Raw genomic sequence first — 17578 nt, 5'->3', positions numbered from 1 at the left:
CCAAAATGAGACAGTTCCTTCTTTCGCTGTTGCTGCTGGCCAGCTTCAGTGGCCAGGCCCAGACGCCAACTCCTGAACCCCTCCGCATTTACCGGGTGGGCGAACAGCTCTTCACCGCCGATTCGGTGGGGGGCAATCTAAAATCGTTTGCCTATTCACCCATCTATGCCAGAGCAAGTGGGGTGCTCATCGAGGTTGGCCTGTCGAGACCGTACAAATACTACATTCCGGCCAAATTCCGGGATGGCTCCGGAGCGGCTTACGGGGCCACTGTCTCTGACGCGCTGAGTGGCTTCCTGCTCAGTGGCCTGCCGAGCAACAACGTATCGGGCGGTTCTTCCTTCGACGGCAATGCAGCCGGGCTGACCAGTGGCACAATTCCAACAGCCCGCTATGGGTCGACCGTTGTGCAGACCACCGGCACGTACTCGAATCCGAGCTGGCTATCGGCACTGGCAGCGGCCAAAATTACCGAGGATGCCACGCACCGATTCCTGACGGATGCCGAGCGAACCGCGTGGAATGCGGGCAACCTGACCTTAGCGACCCAGTCGCAGGCAACAACCGGAACGGACAATTCAGCCTACATGAGTGCGCTTCGCACGACGCAGGCGATTAACAACGCCTTGTCCGGCTATTCGACTACTACCGCCAATAACGCCCTGTATGTGGCTCTATCCGGGAGTTATTCTAACCCAAGCTGGCTAACCGCGTTAGCCGCTACAAAAATTACTGAAGATGCATCGCACCGGTTCATTACCGATGCTGAACGAGCGGCCTGGAATGCAACTGCCGGAAGTGGACCTGCCTTAGCGACGCAGGCTCAGGCCACAGGGGGTACCGATAACTCGGCCTACATGAGTTCACTCAGAACCGCTCAGGCGATTACCAATGCGTTATCGGCTTACTCGACCACAACGGCAAACAACGCCCTGTATGTTGCGCTTTCGGGCAGCTACAGCAATCCAAGCTGGCTGACGGCTTTAGCAGCCAGTAAGATTTCGCAGGATGCGTCCAATCGGTTTGTTACCGATACCGAAAAAAATACGTGGAATGCCAAGCAAGCCGCGCTGACCTTCGATTCAACGCCAACCACGTCGAGTATAAACCCGGTCACATCGGGCGGGGTAAAGGCGTATGTAGACGCAGCCGTGAGTGGCGTCAGCGGTGGCACCTCAACCAGCCTTACCAACAACCTGACAACGACCGCGACCGGAACGGCTCTCGATGCGGCACAGGGGAAAGTTCTTTCGGACTTACTGAAGGCAACCAAACGCCTGGCCCGGTCTGCTGGAACGGCAATTCTGGGTACGGGTCGATTTTCCGCACCCAACCAGAATGCCTATGCTGGCACCGAAACGGACTTAACGTATGGCTACAATTTCACGCCCAACGTCAATAGCACCGGCCTGCGCTTTAGCTGGCCTAACTGGACGCTGTGGGTCAGTGGCGCACCCTTAGAAGCCGCCGGACTTAATCCGCTTACCATTGAAGCGTCGGTCTCGAACGGCACGGCCACCCAGCAGTTGACCTGGAACGGCTCCACAACCGTAACCATTCAGCCAGGGGCAACGGTTCTAAACGACCCCTTACCCCTTCCTCTCTACACGACAGCAACGGCCAACCTTCGCGTCCATATTCTGAAAGGCTCGTCTGACAAGGTCGTTGTGGGCACTCAAACGAACCAGTTCAGTATCACTGATGCGGTGCCATCGGGCACGATGACCACAACGGTCGTGTCGGGGTATGCCCCGCTGGAACTGCTGGTGAAACCCACAGCGACGCCCGCTAAAGAGTCGGTGGCGCTGGTCTTTGACTCCCAGGGCATCGGGGTCGAAGGCTCCGAAATGGGCTGGATTCGCAAGGGGTTGGATGATAATGGTATCCCCTGGGCGCGGTACGCGGTTGGTTCGTCGGTGATTGGCACCTTCGATAATAACAACACAGCCTTCGTACTCAATCAGGTTGCCAAGTACAAGGTCATCATCACCGATATTGGCAACAACAACTCGTTTAGCTGGACGACGCTTGCCCAGGCCCAGGCCGCGCTGACCGCCTGGTGGACAAAATTGGCAGCCCTCAACGGGGCCGATCTCTGGGTAACGACCATTTCACCCTCCACAGCGGCTAACTCGACCCAGATAACACTACGGGGTCAGCTTAACGATTGGATCAGGTTGCAGGCGACCGCGCCAACGCTGTTTCGGGCCGATGGCACACCGCTCGTGACGGGCGTATATGACGTAGGCGGCAAAACGGAAACCCCTGCGTTCTCTAACTCGTGTGTTCCCTGTTCAGGCTGTACTTCGGACGGTACTCACTTAAGCATTACGGGGGTCAACTTAGCCGCTACTCTCGTCACCAGCACATCGCACGTTAAAGAAAATTAACCCTCACTCCCCTGTCAGTTCTCATGCTGGCAGGGGATTAATCCAGCCCCCGTTCGGGCCACGAATTGTCCTTTCGCTCCTTTCGGGCTTGTTTGATTTTTCGCCATATCCTGGGCAAAAAGTAGAGGAAGAGCAGCAGGGGCAAGGCTACAAGCGTGGGCAGGTAGGTCTCCATGCTCTTTTGACCCAACATTCCGAATGCAGTCACCAACGCCTTAGCGCCATGAAACGACTCCTTTGTTTATTCCTATTGCTGTCGGCTCCCGTGCTGGCCCAAACGGATAGCACCTACTGGCCACCACCCGCCGAAAACGTGATGGCCGTTCGGGATACGCTGAATGCTGAACGGAAACAGTTCCTCCAGTCCGCTTCGGAGAACACGCTGCTCCATGAGCAAAATGAACGGCTACAGAGCAAAGAAGCCCGTTTCTGGGGCATCATCATCCTGGCTGCTATTGCGGCTATCGCGCGGGGAGCCGCTAACTAATCATGATTGCCATCACCAACGATCAGGGTCTCCGGCTTACCCTACCCGCCGACCAGTCGATGACCCTGGAGCGGTCGGCGGGCTGGATGGCCGATGACGTATTACCCGGTGCCAAGAGCTACCCGATTGAATTTCCGGTTCAACCCAATGAAGCCTTTCTTCAGTCAGGCTACCGGCCCGGTCACGCCCGGCCCCGCATGGAGTTTCCGGTCACGGTTCGGCTGGCTGGGGTGCTGTATAGGAGGTGCCTGCTCAACTATCGGATTACCGAGGGCAAAGGCACCGGCTACCTCAAGATTGATGGGGGAGAGGTCTTCAGTCAGCTTAAAAAACTGAGCCTGGCCGATGCGCTGCCCGATGAGGTGGTGCTGACGAGTTTCTTTCTGGACCCGCTCGTGCTGAAGCTGAAGGCCATTGCAGCGATGGCACCCGGTGAATTTCCCTGCACGTTCTTTCCCATTCGCAACGAGGGCTTTTTTGAGCCTGAACTCGATGCCACCAAACTACCCGGTTTTGTGCGTCAGCCGTATGTGAATGCATGGGGCCCGCTGCCTGGTGGCGGATACGGCTTTCTACTGGATTCGGACACCATAAAGGGCTATCCAATCAGTCCCCAGTTTTATTTGACGTGGGTGCTCCAGCGCATTTTCGCCCGCGCGGGCTATCGCATCGATGGCGACTGGATTGCCGATGAGGAGGTGCAGCGGCTGGTTATTCTCAATCAGACGGCCATCTCCAGTAAAAGTCCGGGTCTGTTTTCGGGCGTGGTCAGTTCGGTCATTGCGGGTCAGCACGTCCCCAAACTTAATGTGGGTGATTTTCTGAAAATCATCCGGCAGCGGTACGGCCTGCTGTATGATTTTGATGGCAATTTACAGACCGTCACCATTCGCCGGTTCACCGATGTGGTTCGCACACCGGCGCGTGACCTGACGCCCTACATTGCCGGAAAGTGGGGCATCGAATCCCCTGCCAGTCGTGGCTTTTCCATCGTTGATGGCATTGATGCCGCCGATGAATTGTATAAAGACAGCACCGGAGCCAGTCTCGTGCCGGTGGGGTTGGCGGTTGGCGGTGGCGCCATTGGTGCCGAGCGGGACGAGGTGAAGCTGGGCGTGTGTGCCACCCAGTTAATGTACGAGCCATCGGGGATGAGCGGTGGCAACTGGATGGTGCCCACGCTTCGTCAGGCAGGCAATATCCTCGACCTTGCCTATAAAGATACCGACCGCTACCCGGAGTCGCCCAAACCGGGCGAAACGCAGGTTACGCTCAAGTACCAGACGGCCCTGCGGATTATCTCCTACCGGGGCATGGTTCAGAGTTCAAACGGGAGCCTGTATCCGCTGGGAACGCCCGATGTGAACGACGGCAGGCAGGTGCAGGTGGGCACGAAAGCCGCCATGCTGGGTGGGCGCAGGGGTGAATTCCGGCGTGTGCTGCGGGCTTTTTATTACTTTCGGGATCAGACCCGCTCTGTGACGGTACCGCTGGATTTGCCGGTGGGCATCGCTGCCGGGCTGAAGCTGCACGAACCGATTGCCCTCAAACTCGACGGGCAGGCCCGGCGCACCTACCTCATCGACAAACTACAGGCTGAGAGTCCCGGTCCATCCGGGATTATGCCCTGCAAGCTGTTTGCCCTGAGCTTACCCGATGGCCTCGACCAGGCTGCCGATAATGATGAGCCAGTTGTCTGGATTGAGTTAAAGCGGGTCACGACTGCTCAGCAGCCCATTGGCAATCAGAACGTATCGGGTTATGAGGTGTATTCAACCCTGACGCTACTGGCGTGGACTGATGCCCAGCGGTCGGCTCCGGCCACGGTAGCCGGGTTACTGCTCAGTTTACGAAAGAAACAACAGGGTAAATCAACGCTGGTTAACCTGGCGACCGTGGCCGATACGACCTATGTGGAATCGGTCGACTACTACACGCTGCCCAGTGCCAGTGTGGTGCTGGAGCCGAACCTGCTGGTTGAAACCAGACTGATCAATCACGTGCGCGACATCACGCTGCTGGATTATAAGCTGGGCATTTCCCTCGATCCGGGTGAGGGCTATAACATCCTGACCTGATGACCTACGCCGAACTGGATATTAACCAGAAAATTCAAACCAAAGCGGCTATTCGGGCCTGGCTGACCTACAGCATCCAGCACTTTCAGGCCGACCTCGACAAGAAAGTGTATGGCCTCCGCACCACTAAAAAAGGGGTGCAGCGCAGCTCGCTCGGCAACTACCGGTTTGGCACCAAAAAGAGCCGCACCAACGCCCTGCGTCGCACCTGGTATCAGTCCGTATCCGAAGGGGCTGGAATTGATAAAGTAATGATTCAATTCCTGCTGTATGGCCGCTTTCTGGACATGGGTGTGGGCCGGGGGACCAGCCATACGGATCGCTTAGTGGCTCGTCAGTTGAAAATCGGGCAGGTGGGCCGAACCCGCAAGCCCTGGTATTCGAAGCGCAAATCCTACGAAATCAAACGGCTTCGGGAAATCCTGGCCGAACAGAATATTCACCTGATGCTCGACAGCCTGGAAACGGCCCTGAGCCTCAGCGTCCACCTCAACTTGTAACTTGTACTATGGGTACCCAGAACGAACGGGCGGTTATTGATTTAGTCATTAACGGCAAACAGAGTGAGGTCACCATGAAGACCCTCACGGCGGCTACCATCAATCAGCGCAAAGCTCTGTATTCGCTGTCGGAGACCGATCCGGGTTACAAACGGCAGAAGGCTGAACTGGAATCCCTGATGCGGGCGCAGCAACAGCGCATCGTCCGGATTCATGAGGAAAAAACTGCCTGGGAGAAATTCAAGTCGCTGGGTAGCGGGGTCATGGCTGGCGTGATTGGTGGCAATGTGGTCACGGCGGGCCTTCAAACGCTCCTTTCCCTGCCTGTTAAACTTAAGGATGCTTATCAGAGCTTCAATTCAGCCTCGGCTGATATGTCGGCTAACCTGGGCTTGGCGGCTAAGGATGTTGCCTACTTCAATAAGCAGGCCGAAGCGATGGGGCCAGCGTTGGGCAAAAGTGCCGCTGAAATGCTTGAGGGATTCAAACTCGTCGGTTCGGCTAATTCAGATTTAATCAAAACGCCTGAATTATTGGCGGATGTTACCAGGCAGGCGGTGACGCTTAGCCAGGCATCCAAAATGACACTGGCTGATGCGACGGCCTCGCTGGTTGGTTCGATGAATCAGTTCGACGCCGGTGCCGAACAGTCCACCCGCTTTATCAATGTTATGGCAGGTGGTGCTCAGGTCGGCTCAGCCGAAATTGGCGATATGGCAATGGCCCTCAAAGCATCCGGGATTGTAGCTCATCAGGCTGGGTTATCATTCGAGGTAACCAATGGTGCGCTCCAGAGCCTTTCCAAAGAATCGCTGAAAGGGGAGCAGGCGGGTACGATGTTTCGTAATATTTTGCTTGACCTTCAGAAGGGCGCAGATGATACGAATCCGCGAGTTGTCGGGTTGGAGAAGGCGCTTGAGAACTTGGCCAAAAAGAACCTGAGTTCGGCAGAGGCAACTAAACTATTTGGGAAAGAAAACGTAACGGCAGCCCTATCCCTGATTAACCACCGGGACCGGGTTGCGGAATTTACCAAAGGGCTAACCGGCACCTCAGCGGCCTATGACATGGCTGCTAAAAATAATGCGACCCTGGAGCATCAAACAGAAATGTTCTGGGCGAAAGTGGATGGGTTGGCCGTATCGCTGGGTACAAAGTTGGCCCCGGCCTTCACGCAGGTGGTCAAAGTGGGCACTGACCTACTTACAGCCTTACCGCAGTTGGGGGGCTGGCTGAGCAAGAATGCCACCTACTTTTATGCAGTGGGTCTGGCAGTCGTGGCCTACTCCGGAGCCACCATTAAAGCGACCATTTCGACCATTGCCAATACAGCCGCTGAACTGGCCCGGAAAGCCGCCTACGAGTTGGGCTTTCGGATGCTGGTTGTAACGGAAGTAGCAACTAAAGCATACGCCCTGGCAACGGGGGTCTTAACAGGTCAGATAAGTCTGCAAACGGCAGCGGTCACGCTGGCCAGGGGTGCATGGGCGGCTCTGAGTGCCATTATGTTAGCCAATCCGATTGGTGTTGTGGTGGCTGGCCTGTCGGCTCTGGCCTTTGCCGTAAAAACCTACTCCGACAACACAGAGCAAGCCCTACGACTGGAGCGGGAAAAGCTTCGGTTGCAGCGGGATTTGCAAAAATTGACCGAAAAGCACACCCAATTGCTGGAGGGATTTACGAGGCAGCTTCAGGATTATAACGCAATGAATCAGCAGGAGCGGGCTGAGTACGTGAAGAATATAGCCGTTCGTCGCTATGAAATCGAAAGCAACCTTGCGCTCCTGAAAGCGAAGGAGAAACACCTGGAGATGCTGGCGTTGGAACCGAGTTTATGGCAGAAACTCTGGGCGGTGATTAAATCAGGAGGTAATGCTGCGGCCATTCCTACCGCATTGGTCGAACAAGGCGTACAGAATGCAATGGCTATTCGTGAGCAGTATGCAGCCGGTATTAGTCAGGCGGAAAGTGATTTGAAAAACTACGATAACCTTCTGCGGCAGGTGATGAGTCACGAAAGTCCAACCGCTACAATAACTGGAGGGGGTGGGGGACTATCGGAGGAGCAAAAGAAGGCTGCCAAGAAACGGCAGACCGATGCGAAGCACGATGCCGATGAGTTGGAAAAGATGCTGGCTGATGCCCGGCAGGATGCCCTAAAAGCGGAGCAGTCGGATTACGACAAGGCCGTGTTTGCCTTTGCCGAGAAGTACACCAAAATGTATGAACTGGCTAAAAATAACACCGAAAAAATTAAGGAGATCGAGCGGTTAAGTCTGCTGGAGATGGCGGCTATCCAACAGGCGGCTGATGAAAAAGAGGATGAGCGCAGGCGGAAGCAGGCTGAAAACGACAATAAGGTAGGGCTCGACGCGGCCATGAATGCGGCTGATCAACAGCGCACCGATGAGATGGGTGGTATCGAGCGCAGTCAGGCTGCAGCCCCGACTGCCATTGGGGATGCGGAGGTGCAACAGCTAAAGTTGCAGGCGGATGAAGCCTACCTGACCCAGAAGCTCTTGCTAGAGCAGACCTTCGCCCAGGAATCGGCAGATACCCAGCGTCAGCTTACGGAGAACTGGAACGAGCAGGTTAAGCTGAGAGCAACCACCGAGCACGCCTATGCTGAGCAGATGAAGCAGGCTGAATACGCCCTTCAGGATGCCAAGCGTTCGGCCATGTCGGAAGGTATCAATGTGCTCAAAGGATTCCTCAAACAAGGCTCAACGGCGTATAAACTGGCCATTGCCGGACAAAAAGCCTTCGCCATCGCGCAGGTGATTGTGGATATGAACCGGGAAATTGCCCAGATTTATGCCAACCCCACCTGGTCACTATTGCCCGACGGAGGGCTGACCCTGAAGACGACCAATGCGACAGCCGCAAAGGTTCGGGCGGGTATCAGCATTGCCTCGATTGCCGCGCAGGGTATTGGCGAACTTGCCCAAAAAGCAGATGGTGGGTTTACGGGTATGCGGGAATTGTACGGCGGAAATCCATCGGGCTTTACCAGTGGGCCAACGCTGTACAATCAGGGTGGCCGCAGCTACGTTGCCGGAGAAGCCGGACGGGAGTGGATTATGTCTTCCCCGATGCTTCAGAACCCGGTTATGGCGAATCTGGCCGGTGCGCTTCAGGCACTCCAGGCATCGGGTGGCTGGCGTAACCTGTCGTTTCAGAATCAGCCTGGTGCGGCCTCGGCTAACCAGGCTGGCTCCGTCGGTTCCGGGTTGAGCGATCAAATTCTTGTGCAAATTTATCAGCAACTTCAGGCCAATAATGTTAAGATGGAAGCGATTGCCCAGCGGCCAGTGAACTACAATTATTTCAAGGTTCGGGAGCAGCGAGACTATGTCGATGAGATTAATGAAGATACCTCACTGTAGTTTTCCTATATGCAATAAAGAAGCCTGGTCAATTGACCAGGCTTCTTTATTGCATATAGGAAAAGGCTTATTACCAGTCTTTCTCACCCTTCTTCTGCATATACTGTTTTAGGCTTTCTAACAAGGCTGTAGCATTTTTTTTGAATTCAGATGTGTACAGCCGATTGTCCGTTAGCGTCGTAGTAACGTTTTTCTGAGCGGAGCGCATGACCATTTTTTCCATACCCTTACCGGACGAATATTTTTGAACTTCTGCTAAATACTCTTGCTCACTCATTGAGCCATGATTGGCTTTAATGAATGCCTTCATGCCTCCTGCCTCCTGCTCAAGATTATTCATAGTTACTCTGTAGCGTCCAGGCTTGGCTTCAATTGTAAGCATATGATGGACGGTAACGCTGGTAGACTGAGCAACCCCTTTATAAAAGACTCTATTCGCAAATTGCCCCTTCACGATAATGATACCAGCTTCAGGATCGTATTGCTGAACGACATCTTTTGCATTGCGATAAGCAACGGCCACCCACGTTCGGGCCTTCTGTGCAATTGCTTTTGTGTCTAAATCGGGACTTAAGGAGATAACTTCCCGAAACTGAACATTGCCAGTAGTGCTGTCGATTGGCAAGTAGACAGGTTCGATACTTGTTTGGGCAACACTAACTGTAGTGGTAAGAAGGAAAGCGAATAGAATATGCTTCATAAAAGGAAAGTTGTTTAATAGCCTACCAAAGCTATAAAAAAACCCCACTCATTTTTGGACATGTTACTGGCCATGTACATCATTTAGTAAATCTTTCCTATATAAGTGAAAGCCCAGTCATATTGGCCGGGCTTTTTTGTAATTTTGCCCTGCTCAAGTTTCAGTTTGTACGCTTACAGGAGAATGGTGCCGCCTTGTCGAGTAGGCGGTGCTGTTCTCCCGTACTTGCATTGTAATGGTGTAAGTAGGTTTGTCCTGTAGGCGGGGAAACTTGAGCAACGGGTCAGGCAGCACCCCCTTTTCGGAAATAAATAATAAAAGCCCGGTCCATTCCTCGACCGGGCTTTTTCGTATCCATCAGCATCGCTCGTATTTACTCGTTAGCTTTATAAAACAGGATAGATGGAAGAGTAGCCGTTTCAAACCAAAAGATTCGTAAGCGGCTTAGATAGCTAACCCACTCCTCAAAATTATTGGGTTTGTTGGTAAAAGAAGAAGCACCGATTGAGTATGCCCTCTCAATGTGTGCGGGTAATTCACTGACCGTAAGCATAATGACGGGTAAGGCATGGGTTTGCGGATAATCGCGCAGGAACACCAGAAAGTCTAATCCGTCTACCTGTTCTCCTAAATTGATATCCAGCAGAACTAATTTTGGCCCATACCCATGCAGGTTTTTAATGTAGGTTTTGGCGTCAGCCGAGTTAGTTACCTGAATGTACGTGGCTTCGGGAAATCCAAACTGTGACGCATGGTTTAATACCTCAACCAGCGAGGTATCATCATCAACTATTAGAATTAGAAATTTGTCGGAGGGCCTCATAATTAGGGATAGTTCTGGCACAAGTTAGTTACTAAGTGTGTGATAAATATATGATTAAGTAAAACCGAAGTTACTCGCTGGTGAGAATATTATTGAGCAGGATGTCAGGCAGCATCACTTTTTCATAGCTATAAAAATACCCCGACCGGAAACCAGTCGGGGTATTTGCCTTATCGCAAATGTGCTTAAGGTCGTGCGTCACGCCCTAAGCAGCGTCTTTCTCCTCACCTGCCGGGGCAGTATAAGGCCGGGGGCTATATTCCACTGCCTTCACAAGGCGCAGACCCAGTTCAGGTATTTCTTTTACGTTGTCTGCCGGAATGATACCCCGGTTAATCCAGTTCGTCACTGTTGCTACGTTCGCAATATGGAAGCTGCGGGCATAGTTGGCGGGCGTGAGCCAGTCCGTCAGGGGATATTCGACCCCGTGTACCTTCAGCACCGAAATCGCGTCCTGCCGGGCAGCTTCGCTTTTATCAGTCAGTTCCGACAATTTATCCAAGAGCGCGTCCTGCACGGCGGGAGCCATCTTGCCAGGCTGCTCCCGGATCAGGGCGGAGACGCAGGCCATATCCTCCGAATTGGCAATGGCCTGAATGCGGGCAATCAGTTCGTCATCAGTCATATCAGTTTTGATTTGTGGGGGCCTTTCGGCCCCCGGTGGTCTATTTAAACATATCTCTCATTCCGTACCAGCCTTCTAATTTGTCAAGTGCTTTGTCGATGACTTCCTGAACCTTCGGGGTGGTTTCCCCTTTGTCGGTTATCAAGTCCCGAACCGCGTTTAGGTTCGCTTCCTGCTCTTTGATGTGACCTTCTACAAATTTGCTCATGTGCGATAAGGATTAAGTGCCATCCCCGTGATGACCTTACAAATATCACATTTGTTTATGAGTTAAACAAATTATAAGGCAAGTATTTTACATCTTTTTTTAAGAAAAATTAGAGCAAATATTTCTTGCCTTATTATTTGTTTAACTGTTAAACAATTACTATCTTTATAGGGTAAACAAACAGCAAAAAGCCTTATGAACACGATTACCGCCACCATTACCGTACCTGTTCACTCGCTGACCAACTCGACTAAAAAAGAACTTTTCGCCTATGCAGATACGCTGGTGAACACCTACGATGGAGAAGGGTATGACCTGCTGAATTTGATGGCTGAAGCGGCCAAACTTGAACTGCTCGCGGCCCGCATCAAAGAGAAGGCCAAAGCGGTTAGCCTGAATGAAGTCAGCACCTACGGGCGCGAGGGCGTTGCCAGGTTAGGGGTTTCGATGACTATCAAAGCGGTGGGTGTTACCAATGACTATAGCCTTGACCCGGTCTGGGTCGAACTCAATCAAGCCGTAAGCGAGGCCACTGCCAAACGCAAAGAGCAGGAGGAAATTCTAAAGAGCCTGCCCTATGGTGGGCGCATGATGATGGATGAAACGACGGGCGAAGAATACCGGGCTTACCCACCGGCCAAAAGCGGAGCCGACAGCGTTGTGTTGAGCATTGCCTAATCCACTGGCCCGGTCAGTACTGACCGGGCCTACTAACTTCCTATATACCGTATGAAAACCAAGCAAGCCACCCTCGACCACTTCCGCTCCGACGATAACCTGACGGGCCTGATGAGCAATGACCTGCTGGCCTGCATCGCCAGCGGAGAAATCGACTACCAGCGCATGGCGCAAATCGCGCTGGCCGGACGGGGCTGTGACCAAACCGGCAAGTGGGTCGGTTTCCCGCAGGCCAAACAGATTTTTGAGATAACGGGGGAATTTTAAGGGCCAAAGAAGAAAAGTACAACAAACAGGATACCCCCCGGAATAGTGAAAATCATAGCACTATTCCGAGGGGTGTTTTATAACCAATGTTATGTTATGTGAATTTTGTCATATATGTTAGCAAAATGCTAAAGCCTGCGGGCAACCGGCCAGCTTTGAAAAATGCAACGAGGTCACTAATTTTTTGAAGACCTGGGTAGCAGGAGGTAGTAACTTTTTGATTAACCTGAAACAACCTGTGTAATAGCCATTAAACAAAAATCGAGTATATATGAAGTAGCCTAATATGATATTTTTAGTAAGCTTAATGTTAAACAAATTGATAATCAGGTAAACAGAGTTTCTAAAAAAATAAATTAATGAACAATTGGTGACTTATTAGCGGTTTACAGTCCCTCTTATTTACCTTTAGATTATGGAATTCAAATTATTCATTCTAAAACCACATTCTCATCAACCACAGATTTATGGTGCCTACTTCTACAATTTGGGTCAAACATCCGACAAGTGGCAAAGAGATCAATGTTGCTCCGTTGATTTTGTTGCTTGACGAGTTAGATGCCCCGCCTAATTCTCACCCCTGCGCGGGGGTCAGTGATGTGCTTCACCGAACGATTCGGACGCTCAATGTCACGGTCCACGATCAGGATGTATCTCCCGTTAAACACATAGCGGATCTGTATCGTGACCTACACTCAATGGAGGATGCGTTTCAAGCCGTGACGGTGCGGGAAGCCGCCTAATTAAGAAGCCTGACCAAACGGGTCAGGCTTATTTGTTCCTGCTAAAATTCCGGGAAATCCTGAATTTGAGTGTGGCGAACGATGATGCCCAGGTCGCGCAGGTAGTCTTCCGTCTGGGCGGCTGTTGAGTGCCGGCACTGCTGCTGAATGAGCCGAATGTTCTGGGTCGCACTCCATAGAGCAATCACGCCCGTATGTTTCCAGCTATACATATCGTAGCCTGCATTAAGAGGCAGGCCCATCTTTTCCAGTATGCGCCGGTGATGGTGATAAAAGTAATCCGGCCCGACCGGGTCAGGACCAGGCACGCCGGTAGGTGAAAAGAGATAATAAGAAGCTGGATAGGCGCGTAGCTTCTGCTCATCAATCAGCCGGGCCAATGCGGGCGCTATTTCAATGTGTTCACCTGCGTTATCTTTAGCATTGGTCCCATTGATGTAAATGGTATTTTCCTTCAGGTCATATACCCGTAGCAGGCGTAATTCTATCCTGGGCCGCAGGAACGTATAGTACATAAATTGGACAAATAGCAACAGTTGATCTTCACCCTGCTGCCTGGCCACGTGTTTAAAGTCAATTCGTTGATCGTCAGTGTAGGCCGTGTGTTTATTCGAGGTCGTGCGCTTGTCGGGAATGTCTTCAAACGGATTAACCAGTAACAGGCTGGCATTGGGCCGGTTCAACCGCTTACACCAGTGCCGAAAGAACATACCCGCATTGTCTTTCACGTTATTATGGCCCCGGTTCGTCAGGCCGTACTTCATAATGGCCTGATCTAAAAAGTCAATTGCATCGCCAGCATGAAAGTTGCTAAGGGCGGCATTTTTTAGCCCAGGCGTGTCGAGCAGGTATTGGCGGAAGGTGCCCAAACTGGAGCGGTAAGTTCGCCAGGAGTTGTGTTTGGTCGTTTTCTTCTTATAGTCCAAGTAAACATCAATTGCCTTTCTAATCGGCGTATGAAGCTGAACGGATTCTACCTCAAACGCCCGGACGGGTGCTTTCTTTAGGGCATCCACGCAGGCACCCTCTTTAAGTACTTTTTTTAATTCAGCGATAACCTCCCGCCCGTCGGCTATGCGCTCGGCAACGCTGACTCCTTTGAGAACAACCCGCTTGCGCTTAAGTTTCTGCTCCCGCTCAGACCAGATTCCGTATTCGACTACCCACTGCTTTTTTAGATCATCGTCAGCGGGCCGGGAGATGAATGGCTCTTTAAAGGGGTATTTCACCGTAACTTGAGTAATTGATTTTGACAGTCGAATCTGCCATTTTCTTGCCATTGCCGCCGAAACGACAAAGAAACAGCCTGTAAGTACTTGACTTACAGGCTGTTGTAATGTGCCGAAGGCGAGACTCGAACTCGCATGTCCGTAAAGACACACGCCCCTGAAACGTGCGTGTCTACCAATTTCACCACTTCGGCAGTTTGTTCTCCGGATTGGGATTGCAAAGATACGGTTCACCCTGCCGTACACGCAAGGCTTTTCACTAAATTTTTTCGTGGTTACCGGTTAAATAGTAACCGCTTCCCCGGTTGCTCAGTCAGGAATTTACCATTTTGATAAACCAGTTCGCCTGATATGAGCGTATGCGTCACGGCAGACCCGAATGTCCGCCCTTCTAAAGGCGACCAGGCACACTGATAGATAATATTTTGTTTGGAAACCGTTGCTGGCTGGTTCATGTCTACTAATACAAGGTCGGCCCAGTAGCCCTCACGAACATAGCCACGCCGATTAATCTGAAAACAGTCGGCGGGGGCATGGCTCATTTTACGCACGACCGTTTCGAGCGAGAGCTTGCCCTGCTTCACAAATTCGAGCATCATCAACAACGGATGTTGCACCAACGGCAGGCCCGATGGAGCCTGCCAATAGTCTTGTTGCTTTTCAGCCCAGGTGTGCGGAGCATGATCGGTAGCGATGATGTCTAAGCGGTCGTCTACCAGGGCGGCAAGTAGTGCTGCTCTGTGACGCGGGGCTTTAATGGCCGGGTTGCATTTGATTTGGTTGCCCAGCGTTGCATAGTCATGGCTGTCAAACCAAAGGTGATGTACACACACTTCCGCCGTAATCCGCTTCTCCGAAAGCGGCAGTTTATTCTCGAACAGGACCAGTTCGTCGGCAGTCGAGATATGCAGAACATGCAAACGAGCGTTATGCCGCCGGGCCAGTTCAACAGCCAGCGACGACGACTTCAGGCAGGCTTCCTCATTGCGAATCAGCGGATGCAGTTCGGCAGTTGCGGTGTCGCCGTACTCGGCTTTGTAACGCTCAGTGTTGGCGCGGATAGAGGCTTCGTCTTCGCAGTGGGTGGCAATGAGCATAGGGCTTTGCCGGAACAGGGCATCCAGAACCTCTTCCTTATCGACGAGCATATTACCGGTCGATGACCCCATGAATACTTTGATGCCGCAGACAGTGAGCGGGTCAGTACGCAGCACCTCGTCGAGATTATCGTTCGACGCACCCATGAAAAACGAGTAGTTTGCCAGCGATGTCCGGGCGGCAATCGTATACTTATCGGCCAGCAATGCCTGCGTTAGGGCATTGGGAACGGTGTTGGGCATCTCCATAAACGAGGTGACGCCCCCCGCCACAGCCGCCCGCGATTCGGACTGAATGGTGGCTTTATGGGTTAGCCCCGGCTCGCGAAAATGCACCTGATCATCAATAACGCCCGGCAACAGATACTGTCCATTAGCGTCAATAATCTGGTTGATAGCGGTGTCAGACAGGCCCGGCTGGATTTGGGCAATGAATCCGTTTTCGAGCAGTACATCAGTCTCAACAATATACCCTTCATTCACTAACCGGGCGTTGCGAATCAGGAGTTTACTCATAAAATTCGGGCGGCTTCTTTGGCAAAGTACGTCAAAATCACCGTAGCCCCGGCCCGTTTGATGGACATTAATGATTCCATCATGGCACGCTCGCCGTCGAGCCAGCCATTTTGGGCGGCTGCTTTAATCATGGCATATTCGCCACTAACGTTGTAGGCAGCGATGGGTAAATGAAAGTTATCCCGCAACAGTTTAATGATATCCAGATAGGCCAGAGCCGGTTTTACCATCAGGAAATCGGCTCCTTCGTCGTAGTCAAGCTGGGCTTCGATGAGGGCCTCACGGCTATTGGCCGGATTCATCTGATATGTTTTCTTATCGCCAAATTTCGGGGCTGAGTCCAGTGCGTCACGGAAAGGCCCATAAAATGCACTGGCGTATTTAGCTGCGTAGGACATGATAGCCACGTCCTGAAAACTGCCCGCATCAAGTACCTGACGGAGGTAGCCCACCCGCCCGTCCATCATGTCTGACGGGCCAATGATATTGGCTCCGGCCTGCGCCTGTGCAAGCGCCATTTTTCCCAGAACTTCCAGCGTGGGGTCATTCAGGATTTTACCATTTTCGACAACGCCATCGTGCCCATCGGAACTGTACGGGTCCATCGCGACATCGGTCATGATTACCACATCAGGGAAGCGGTCTTTGATGGCGCGAACGGTTTGCAGATACAGCCCATCAGGATTGTAGCTCTCCGTAGCGTATTTGTCTTTCTTCGATTCGGGCAGGTTTGGAAACAGGTCGAATGTTTGAATACCGAGGTCTACGCATTCCTGAATCTCGTCCAGCACTAAGTCGAGCGATAAGCGGTAAATACCGGGCATAGAGGTTACTGCTGACCGAACGTGTTGCCCTTCCATGACGAAGAGCGGCAATATAAAATCAGTGACCGACAGGCGGGTTTCCTGCACCATGTCGCGGATAACCGCCGACTGACGGTTCCGGCGCGGACGACGAGTTAGGTTCATTAAGTTATAAAGTTATGAAGTCGTAGAGTTATAGAGTTAACTATTGTTCGGGGCGTCAGCTAACTTTACAACCTTATAACCGCTACGGCGGACCGTACTATGATTTTACGACTCTTTTCAAACAATCAGTTTAAATCCCTCACCATGTACATTAACTAACTGAACGGCAGGGTCTTCTTTGAGGTACTTCCGCAGTTTGGTCACGTACACGTCCATGCTTCGGGCGTTAAAGTACGAATCGTCGCCCCAAACCATTTTCAAGGCAAAACTACGACTGACGGGCTGATTGAGGTTCTGTGCCAGCAATTTTAATAATTCCGACTCTTTACTGGTCAGTTTCTGCGCCTGCGCTTCGGCTGAATCATTGGCGATTCGGGAGAGCAATTGATGGGGATAATCGAATGAAAATGAGCCGATCTGAAACGTGGTTTGTTCGGCCAAATCAGTCGAACGCTGGTATCGGCGAAGAATAGCCTGGATTCGTAGCAATAATTCCTCCATGCTGAAAGGCTTGGTGACGTAATCGTCGGCCCCGACCTTAAACCCCTGGATAGTGTCTTCCTGCATGGATTTGGCCGTGAGGAAAATAATGGGTACATCGCGGCTGTCCATCCGAACTTCTTTAGCGAGCGTAAATCCATCTTTCCTGGGCATCATCACATCGAAAAGACAGAGGTCGTATTCGCCCGCCATAAATAGTTTTAGACCCTCATTACCATCGGTCGCCCGGTCGGTAGTGTAGCCTTTCATGGTCAGGTATTCCTGCACCAATAGACCCAGGTTGGGGTCGTCTTCAACAAGTAGAATGCTTGGCATAAGCGAAAGAGAGAAAGAGAGAAAGAGAGAAAGAATGAAAGAGCGAAATCCATCCGGTGGATTTCGC

General features: G+C 52.1%; 17 protein-coding genes and 1 tRNA gene. 8 read left to right on the top strand and 10 right to left on the bottom strand.

The annotated features are described in order from the left end of the window. The first annotated feature begins 5 nt into the window (after positions 1-5). Positions 6-2390 (top strand): hypothetical protein, encoded by a 2385-nt coding sequence (locus ACYVI1_RS11360; protein ID WP_460910045.1) that lies wholly within the window; start codon positions 6-8, stop codon positions 2388-2390. A 37-nt stretch (positions 2391-2427) separates the two neighbouring features. Here ACYVI1_RS11360 and ACYVI1_RS11355 read toward each other — a convergent pair whose 3' ends face one another. Beyond that, on the bottom strand, positions 2428-2565 hold the full coding sequence (locus ACYVI1_RS11355) for a hypothetical protein (protein WP_460910043.1): 138 nt from the start codon (positions 2563-2565) through the stop codon (positions 2428-2430). A gap of 48 nt (positions 2566-2613) precedes the next feature. Between ACYVI1_RS11355 and ACYVI1_RS11350 the strand changes: the two genes are divergently transcribed. From ACYVI1_RS11350 to ACYVI1_RS11335, 4 genes are read left to right on the top strand one after another with little or no spacing between them, the layout of a single operon-like run. Continuing rightward, positions 2614-2877 (top strand): hypothetical protein, encoded by a 264-nt coding sequence (locus ACYVI1_RS11350; RefSeq protein ID WP_460910041.1) that lies wholly within the window; start codon positions 2614-2616, stop codon positions 2875-2877. 2 nt (positions 2878-2879) lie between these two features. Beyond that, positions 2880-4955 (top strand): hypothetical protein, encoded by a 2076-nt coding sequence (locus tag ACYVI1_RS11345; RefSeq protein WP_460910039.1) that lies wholly within the window; start codon positions 2880-2882, stop codon positions 4953-4955. Further along, complete coding sequence (locus ACYVI1_RS11340) at positions 4955-5455, top strand: hypothetical protein (RefSeq protein WP_460910037.1); 501 nt, start codon at positions 4955-4957, stop codon at positions 5453-5455. The genes ACYVI1_RS11345 and ACYVI1_RS11340 overlap by 1 nt, the downstream gene beginning before the upstream one ends. Positions 5456-5463: 8 nt before the next feature. After that, positions 5464-8841: a phage tail tape measure protein gene (locus ACYVI1_RS11335; protein ID WP_460910035.1), complete on the top strand. Its 3378-nt coding sequence runs from the start codon at positions 5464-5466 to the stop codon at positions 8839-8841. Between the two features lie 70 nt (positions 8842-8911). Here ACYVI1_RS11335 and ACYVI1_RS11330 read toward each other — a convergent pair whose 3' ends face one another. The 4 genes from ACYVI1_RS11330 to ACYVI1_RS11315 form a co-directional block, all read right to left on the bottom strand. Then, positions 8912-9541: a DUF4468 domain-containing protein gene (locus ACYVI1_RS11330; RefSeq protein ID WP_460910033.1), complete on the bottom strand. Its 630-nt coding sequence runs from the start codon at positions 9539-9541 to the stop codon at positions 8912-8914. Between the two features lie 373 nt (positions 9542-9914). Continuing rightward, positions 9915-10364: a response regulator gene (locus ACYVI1_RS11325; RefSeq protein WP_460910031.1), complete on the bottom strand. Its 450-nt coding sequence runs from the start codon at positions 10362-10364 to the stop codon at positions 9915-9917. Positions 10365-10569: 205 nt separating this feature from the next. After that, the gene (locus tag ACYVI1_RS11320; RefSeq protein WP_460910029.1) at positions 10570-10989 is read right to left on the bottom strand and encodes a hypothetical protein; all 420 of its coding nucleotides are present in this window, start codon (positions 10987-10989) and stop codon (positions 10570-10572) included. Between the two features lie 40 nt (positions 10990-11029). Further along, positions 11030-11197: a hypothetical protein gene (locus ACYVI1_RS11315; protein WP_460910027.1), complete on the bottom strand. Its 168-nt coding sequence runs from the start codon at positions 11195-11197 to the stop codon at positions 11030-11032. Between the two features lie 195 nt (positions 11198-11392). On the opposite strand from ACYVI1_RS11315, the gene ACYVI1_RS11310 reads away from it, so the two are divergent. The 3 genes from ACYVI1_RS11310 to ACYVI1_RS11300 all read left to right on the top strand — a co-directional run bounded on the left by ACYVI1_RS11310 (position 11393) and on the right by ACYVI1_RS11300 (position 12885). Further along, on the top strand, positions 11393-11875 hold the full coding sequence (locus ACYVI1_RS11310; RefSeq protein ID WP_460910026.1) for a hypothetical protein: 483 nt from the start codon (positions 11393-11395) through the stop codon (positions 11873-11875). 51 nt (positions 11876-11926) lie between these two features. Continuing rightward, positions 11927-12142 (top strand): hypothetical protein, encoded by a 216-nt coding sequence (locus ACYVI1_RS11305; RefSeq protein WP_460910024.1) that lies wholly within the window; start codon positions 11927-11929, stop codon positions 12140-12142. 467 nt (positions 12143-12609) lie between these two features. After that, positions 12610-12885 carry a hypothetical protein gene (locus ACYVI1_RS11300; RefSeq protein ID WP_460910022.1) on the top strand — a complete coding sequence of 92 codons (276 nt, stop codon included), beginning with the start codon at positions 12610-12612 and terminating at the stop codon, positions 12883-12885. A gap of 41 nt (positions 12886-12926) precedes the next feature. On the opposite strand, the gene ACYVI1_RS11295 is transcribed toward ACYVI1_RS11300, so the two are convergent. The 5 genes from ACYVI1_RS11295 to ACYVI1_RS11275 all read right to left on the bottom strand — a co-directional run bounded on the left by ACYVI1_RS11295 (position 12927) and on the right by ACYVI1_RS11275 (position 17511). Continuing rightward, positions 12927-14114, bottom strand: a complete 1188-nt coding sequence (locus tag ACYVI1_RS11295) for a site-specific integrase (RefSeq protein WP_460910020.1) — start codon at positions 14112-14114, stop codon at positions 12927-12929. A 110-nt stretch (positions 14115-14224) separates the two neighbouring features. Continuing rightward, positions 14225-14308 (bottom strand) — tRNA-Leu (locus tag ACYVI1_RS11290). Between the two features lie 81 nt (positions 14309-14389). After that, positions 14390-15727, bottom strand: a complete 1338-nt coding sequence (locus ACYVI1_RS11285) for a dihydroorotase (protein ID WP_460910018.1) — start codon at positions 15725-15727, stop codon at positions 14390-14392. Then, positions 15724-16695 carry a porphobilinogen synthase gene (gene hemB, locus ACYVI1_RS11280; protein ID WP_460910016.1) on the bottom strand — a complete coding sequence of 324 codons (972 nt, stop codon included), beginning with the start codon at positions 16693-16695 and terminating at the stop codon, positions 15724-15726. The genes ACYVI1_RS11285 and hemB overlap by 4 nt, the downstream gene beginning before the upstream one ends. Positions 16696-16812: 117 nt before the next feature. After that, positions 16813-17511 carry a response regulator transcription factor gene (locus ACYVI1_RS11275; RefSeq protein ID WP_460910014.1) on the bottom strand — a complete coding sequence of 233 codons (699 nt, stop codon included), beginning with the start codon at positions 17509-17511 and terminating at the stop codon, positions 16813-16815. Between the last annotated feature and the right edge of the window lie 67 nt (positions 17512-17578).

It is taken from the genome of Spirosoma areae (assembly GCF_054781775.1).
Note: the sequence above shows the minus strand (reverse complement) of the source record. Positions and strands in the feature narration are given on the sequence as shown.

Excerpts from the sequence above, each read along its gene's own strand:
- ACYVI1_RS11360 (WP_460910045.1), top strand. The coding sequence starts at position 6 with ATGAGACAGTTCCTTCTTTCGCTGTTGCTGCTGGCCAGCTTCAGTGGC.
- ACYVI1_RS11355 (WP_460910043.1), bottom strand. The coding sequence starts at position 2,565 with ATGGAGACCTACCTGCCCACGCTTGTAGCCTTGCCCCTGCTGCTCTTC.
- ACYVI1_RS11350 (WP_460910041.1), top strand. The coding sequence starts at position 2,614 with ATGAAACGACTCCTTTGTTTATTCCTATTGCTGTCGGCTCCCGTGCTG.
- ACYVI1_RS11345 (WP_460910039.1), top strand. The coding sequence starts at position 2,880 with ATGATTGCCATCACCAACGATCAGGGTCTCCGGCTTACCCTACCCGCC.
- ACYVI1_RS11340 (WP_460910037.1), top strand. The coding sequence starts at position 4,955 with ATGACCTACGCCGAACTGGATATTAACCAGAAAATTCAAACCAAAGCG.
- ACYVI1_RS11335 (WP_460910035.1), top strand. The coding sequence starts at position 5,464 with ATGGGTACCCAGAACGAACGGGCGGTTATTGATTTAGTCATTAACGGC.
- ACYVI1_RS11330 (WP_460910033.1), bottom strand. The coding sequence starts at position 9,541 with ATGAAGCATATTCTATTCGCTTTCCTTCTTACCACTACAGTTAGTGTT.
- ACYVI1_RS11325 (WP_460910031.1), bottom strand. The coding sequence starts at position 10,364 with ATGAGGCCCTCCGACAAATTTCTAATTCTAATAGTTGATGATGATACC.
- ACYVI1_RS11320 (WP_460910029.1), bottom strand. The coding sequence starts at position 10,989 with ATGACTGATGACGAACTGATTGCCCGCATTCAGGCCATTGCCAATTCG.
- ACYVI1_RS11315 (WP_460910027.1), bottom strand. The coding sequence starts at position 11,197 with ATGAGCAAATTTGTAGAAGGTCACATCAAAGAGCAGGAAGCGAACCTA.
- ACYVI1_RS11310 (WP_460910026.1), top strand. The coding sequence starts at position 11,393 with ATGAACACGATTACCGCCACCATTACCGTACCTGTTCACTCGCTGACC.
- ACYVI1_RS11305 (WP_460910024.1), top strand. The coding sequence starts at position 11,927 with ATGAAAACCAAGCAAGCCACCCTCGACCACTTCCGCTCCGACGATAAC.
- ACYVI1_RS11300 (WP_460910022.1), top strand. The coding sequence starts at position 12,610 with ATGGTGCCTACTTCTACAATTTGGGTCAAACATCCGACAAGTGGCAAA.
- ACYVI1_RS11285 (WP_460910018.1), bottom strand. The coding sequence starts at position 15,727 with ATGAGTAAACTCCTGATTCGCAACGCCCGGTTAGTGAATGAAGGGTAT.
- hemB (WP_460910016.1), bottom strand. The coding sequence starts at position 16,695 with ATGAACCTAACTCGTCGTCCGCGCCGGAACCGTCAGTCGGCGGTTATC.
- ACYVI1_RS11275 (WP_460910014.1), bottom strand. The coding sequence starts at position 17,511 with ATGCCAAGCATTCTACTTGTTGAAGACGACCCCAACCTGGGTCTATTG.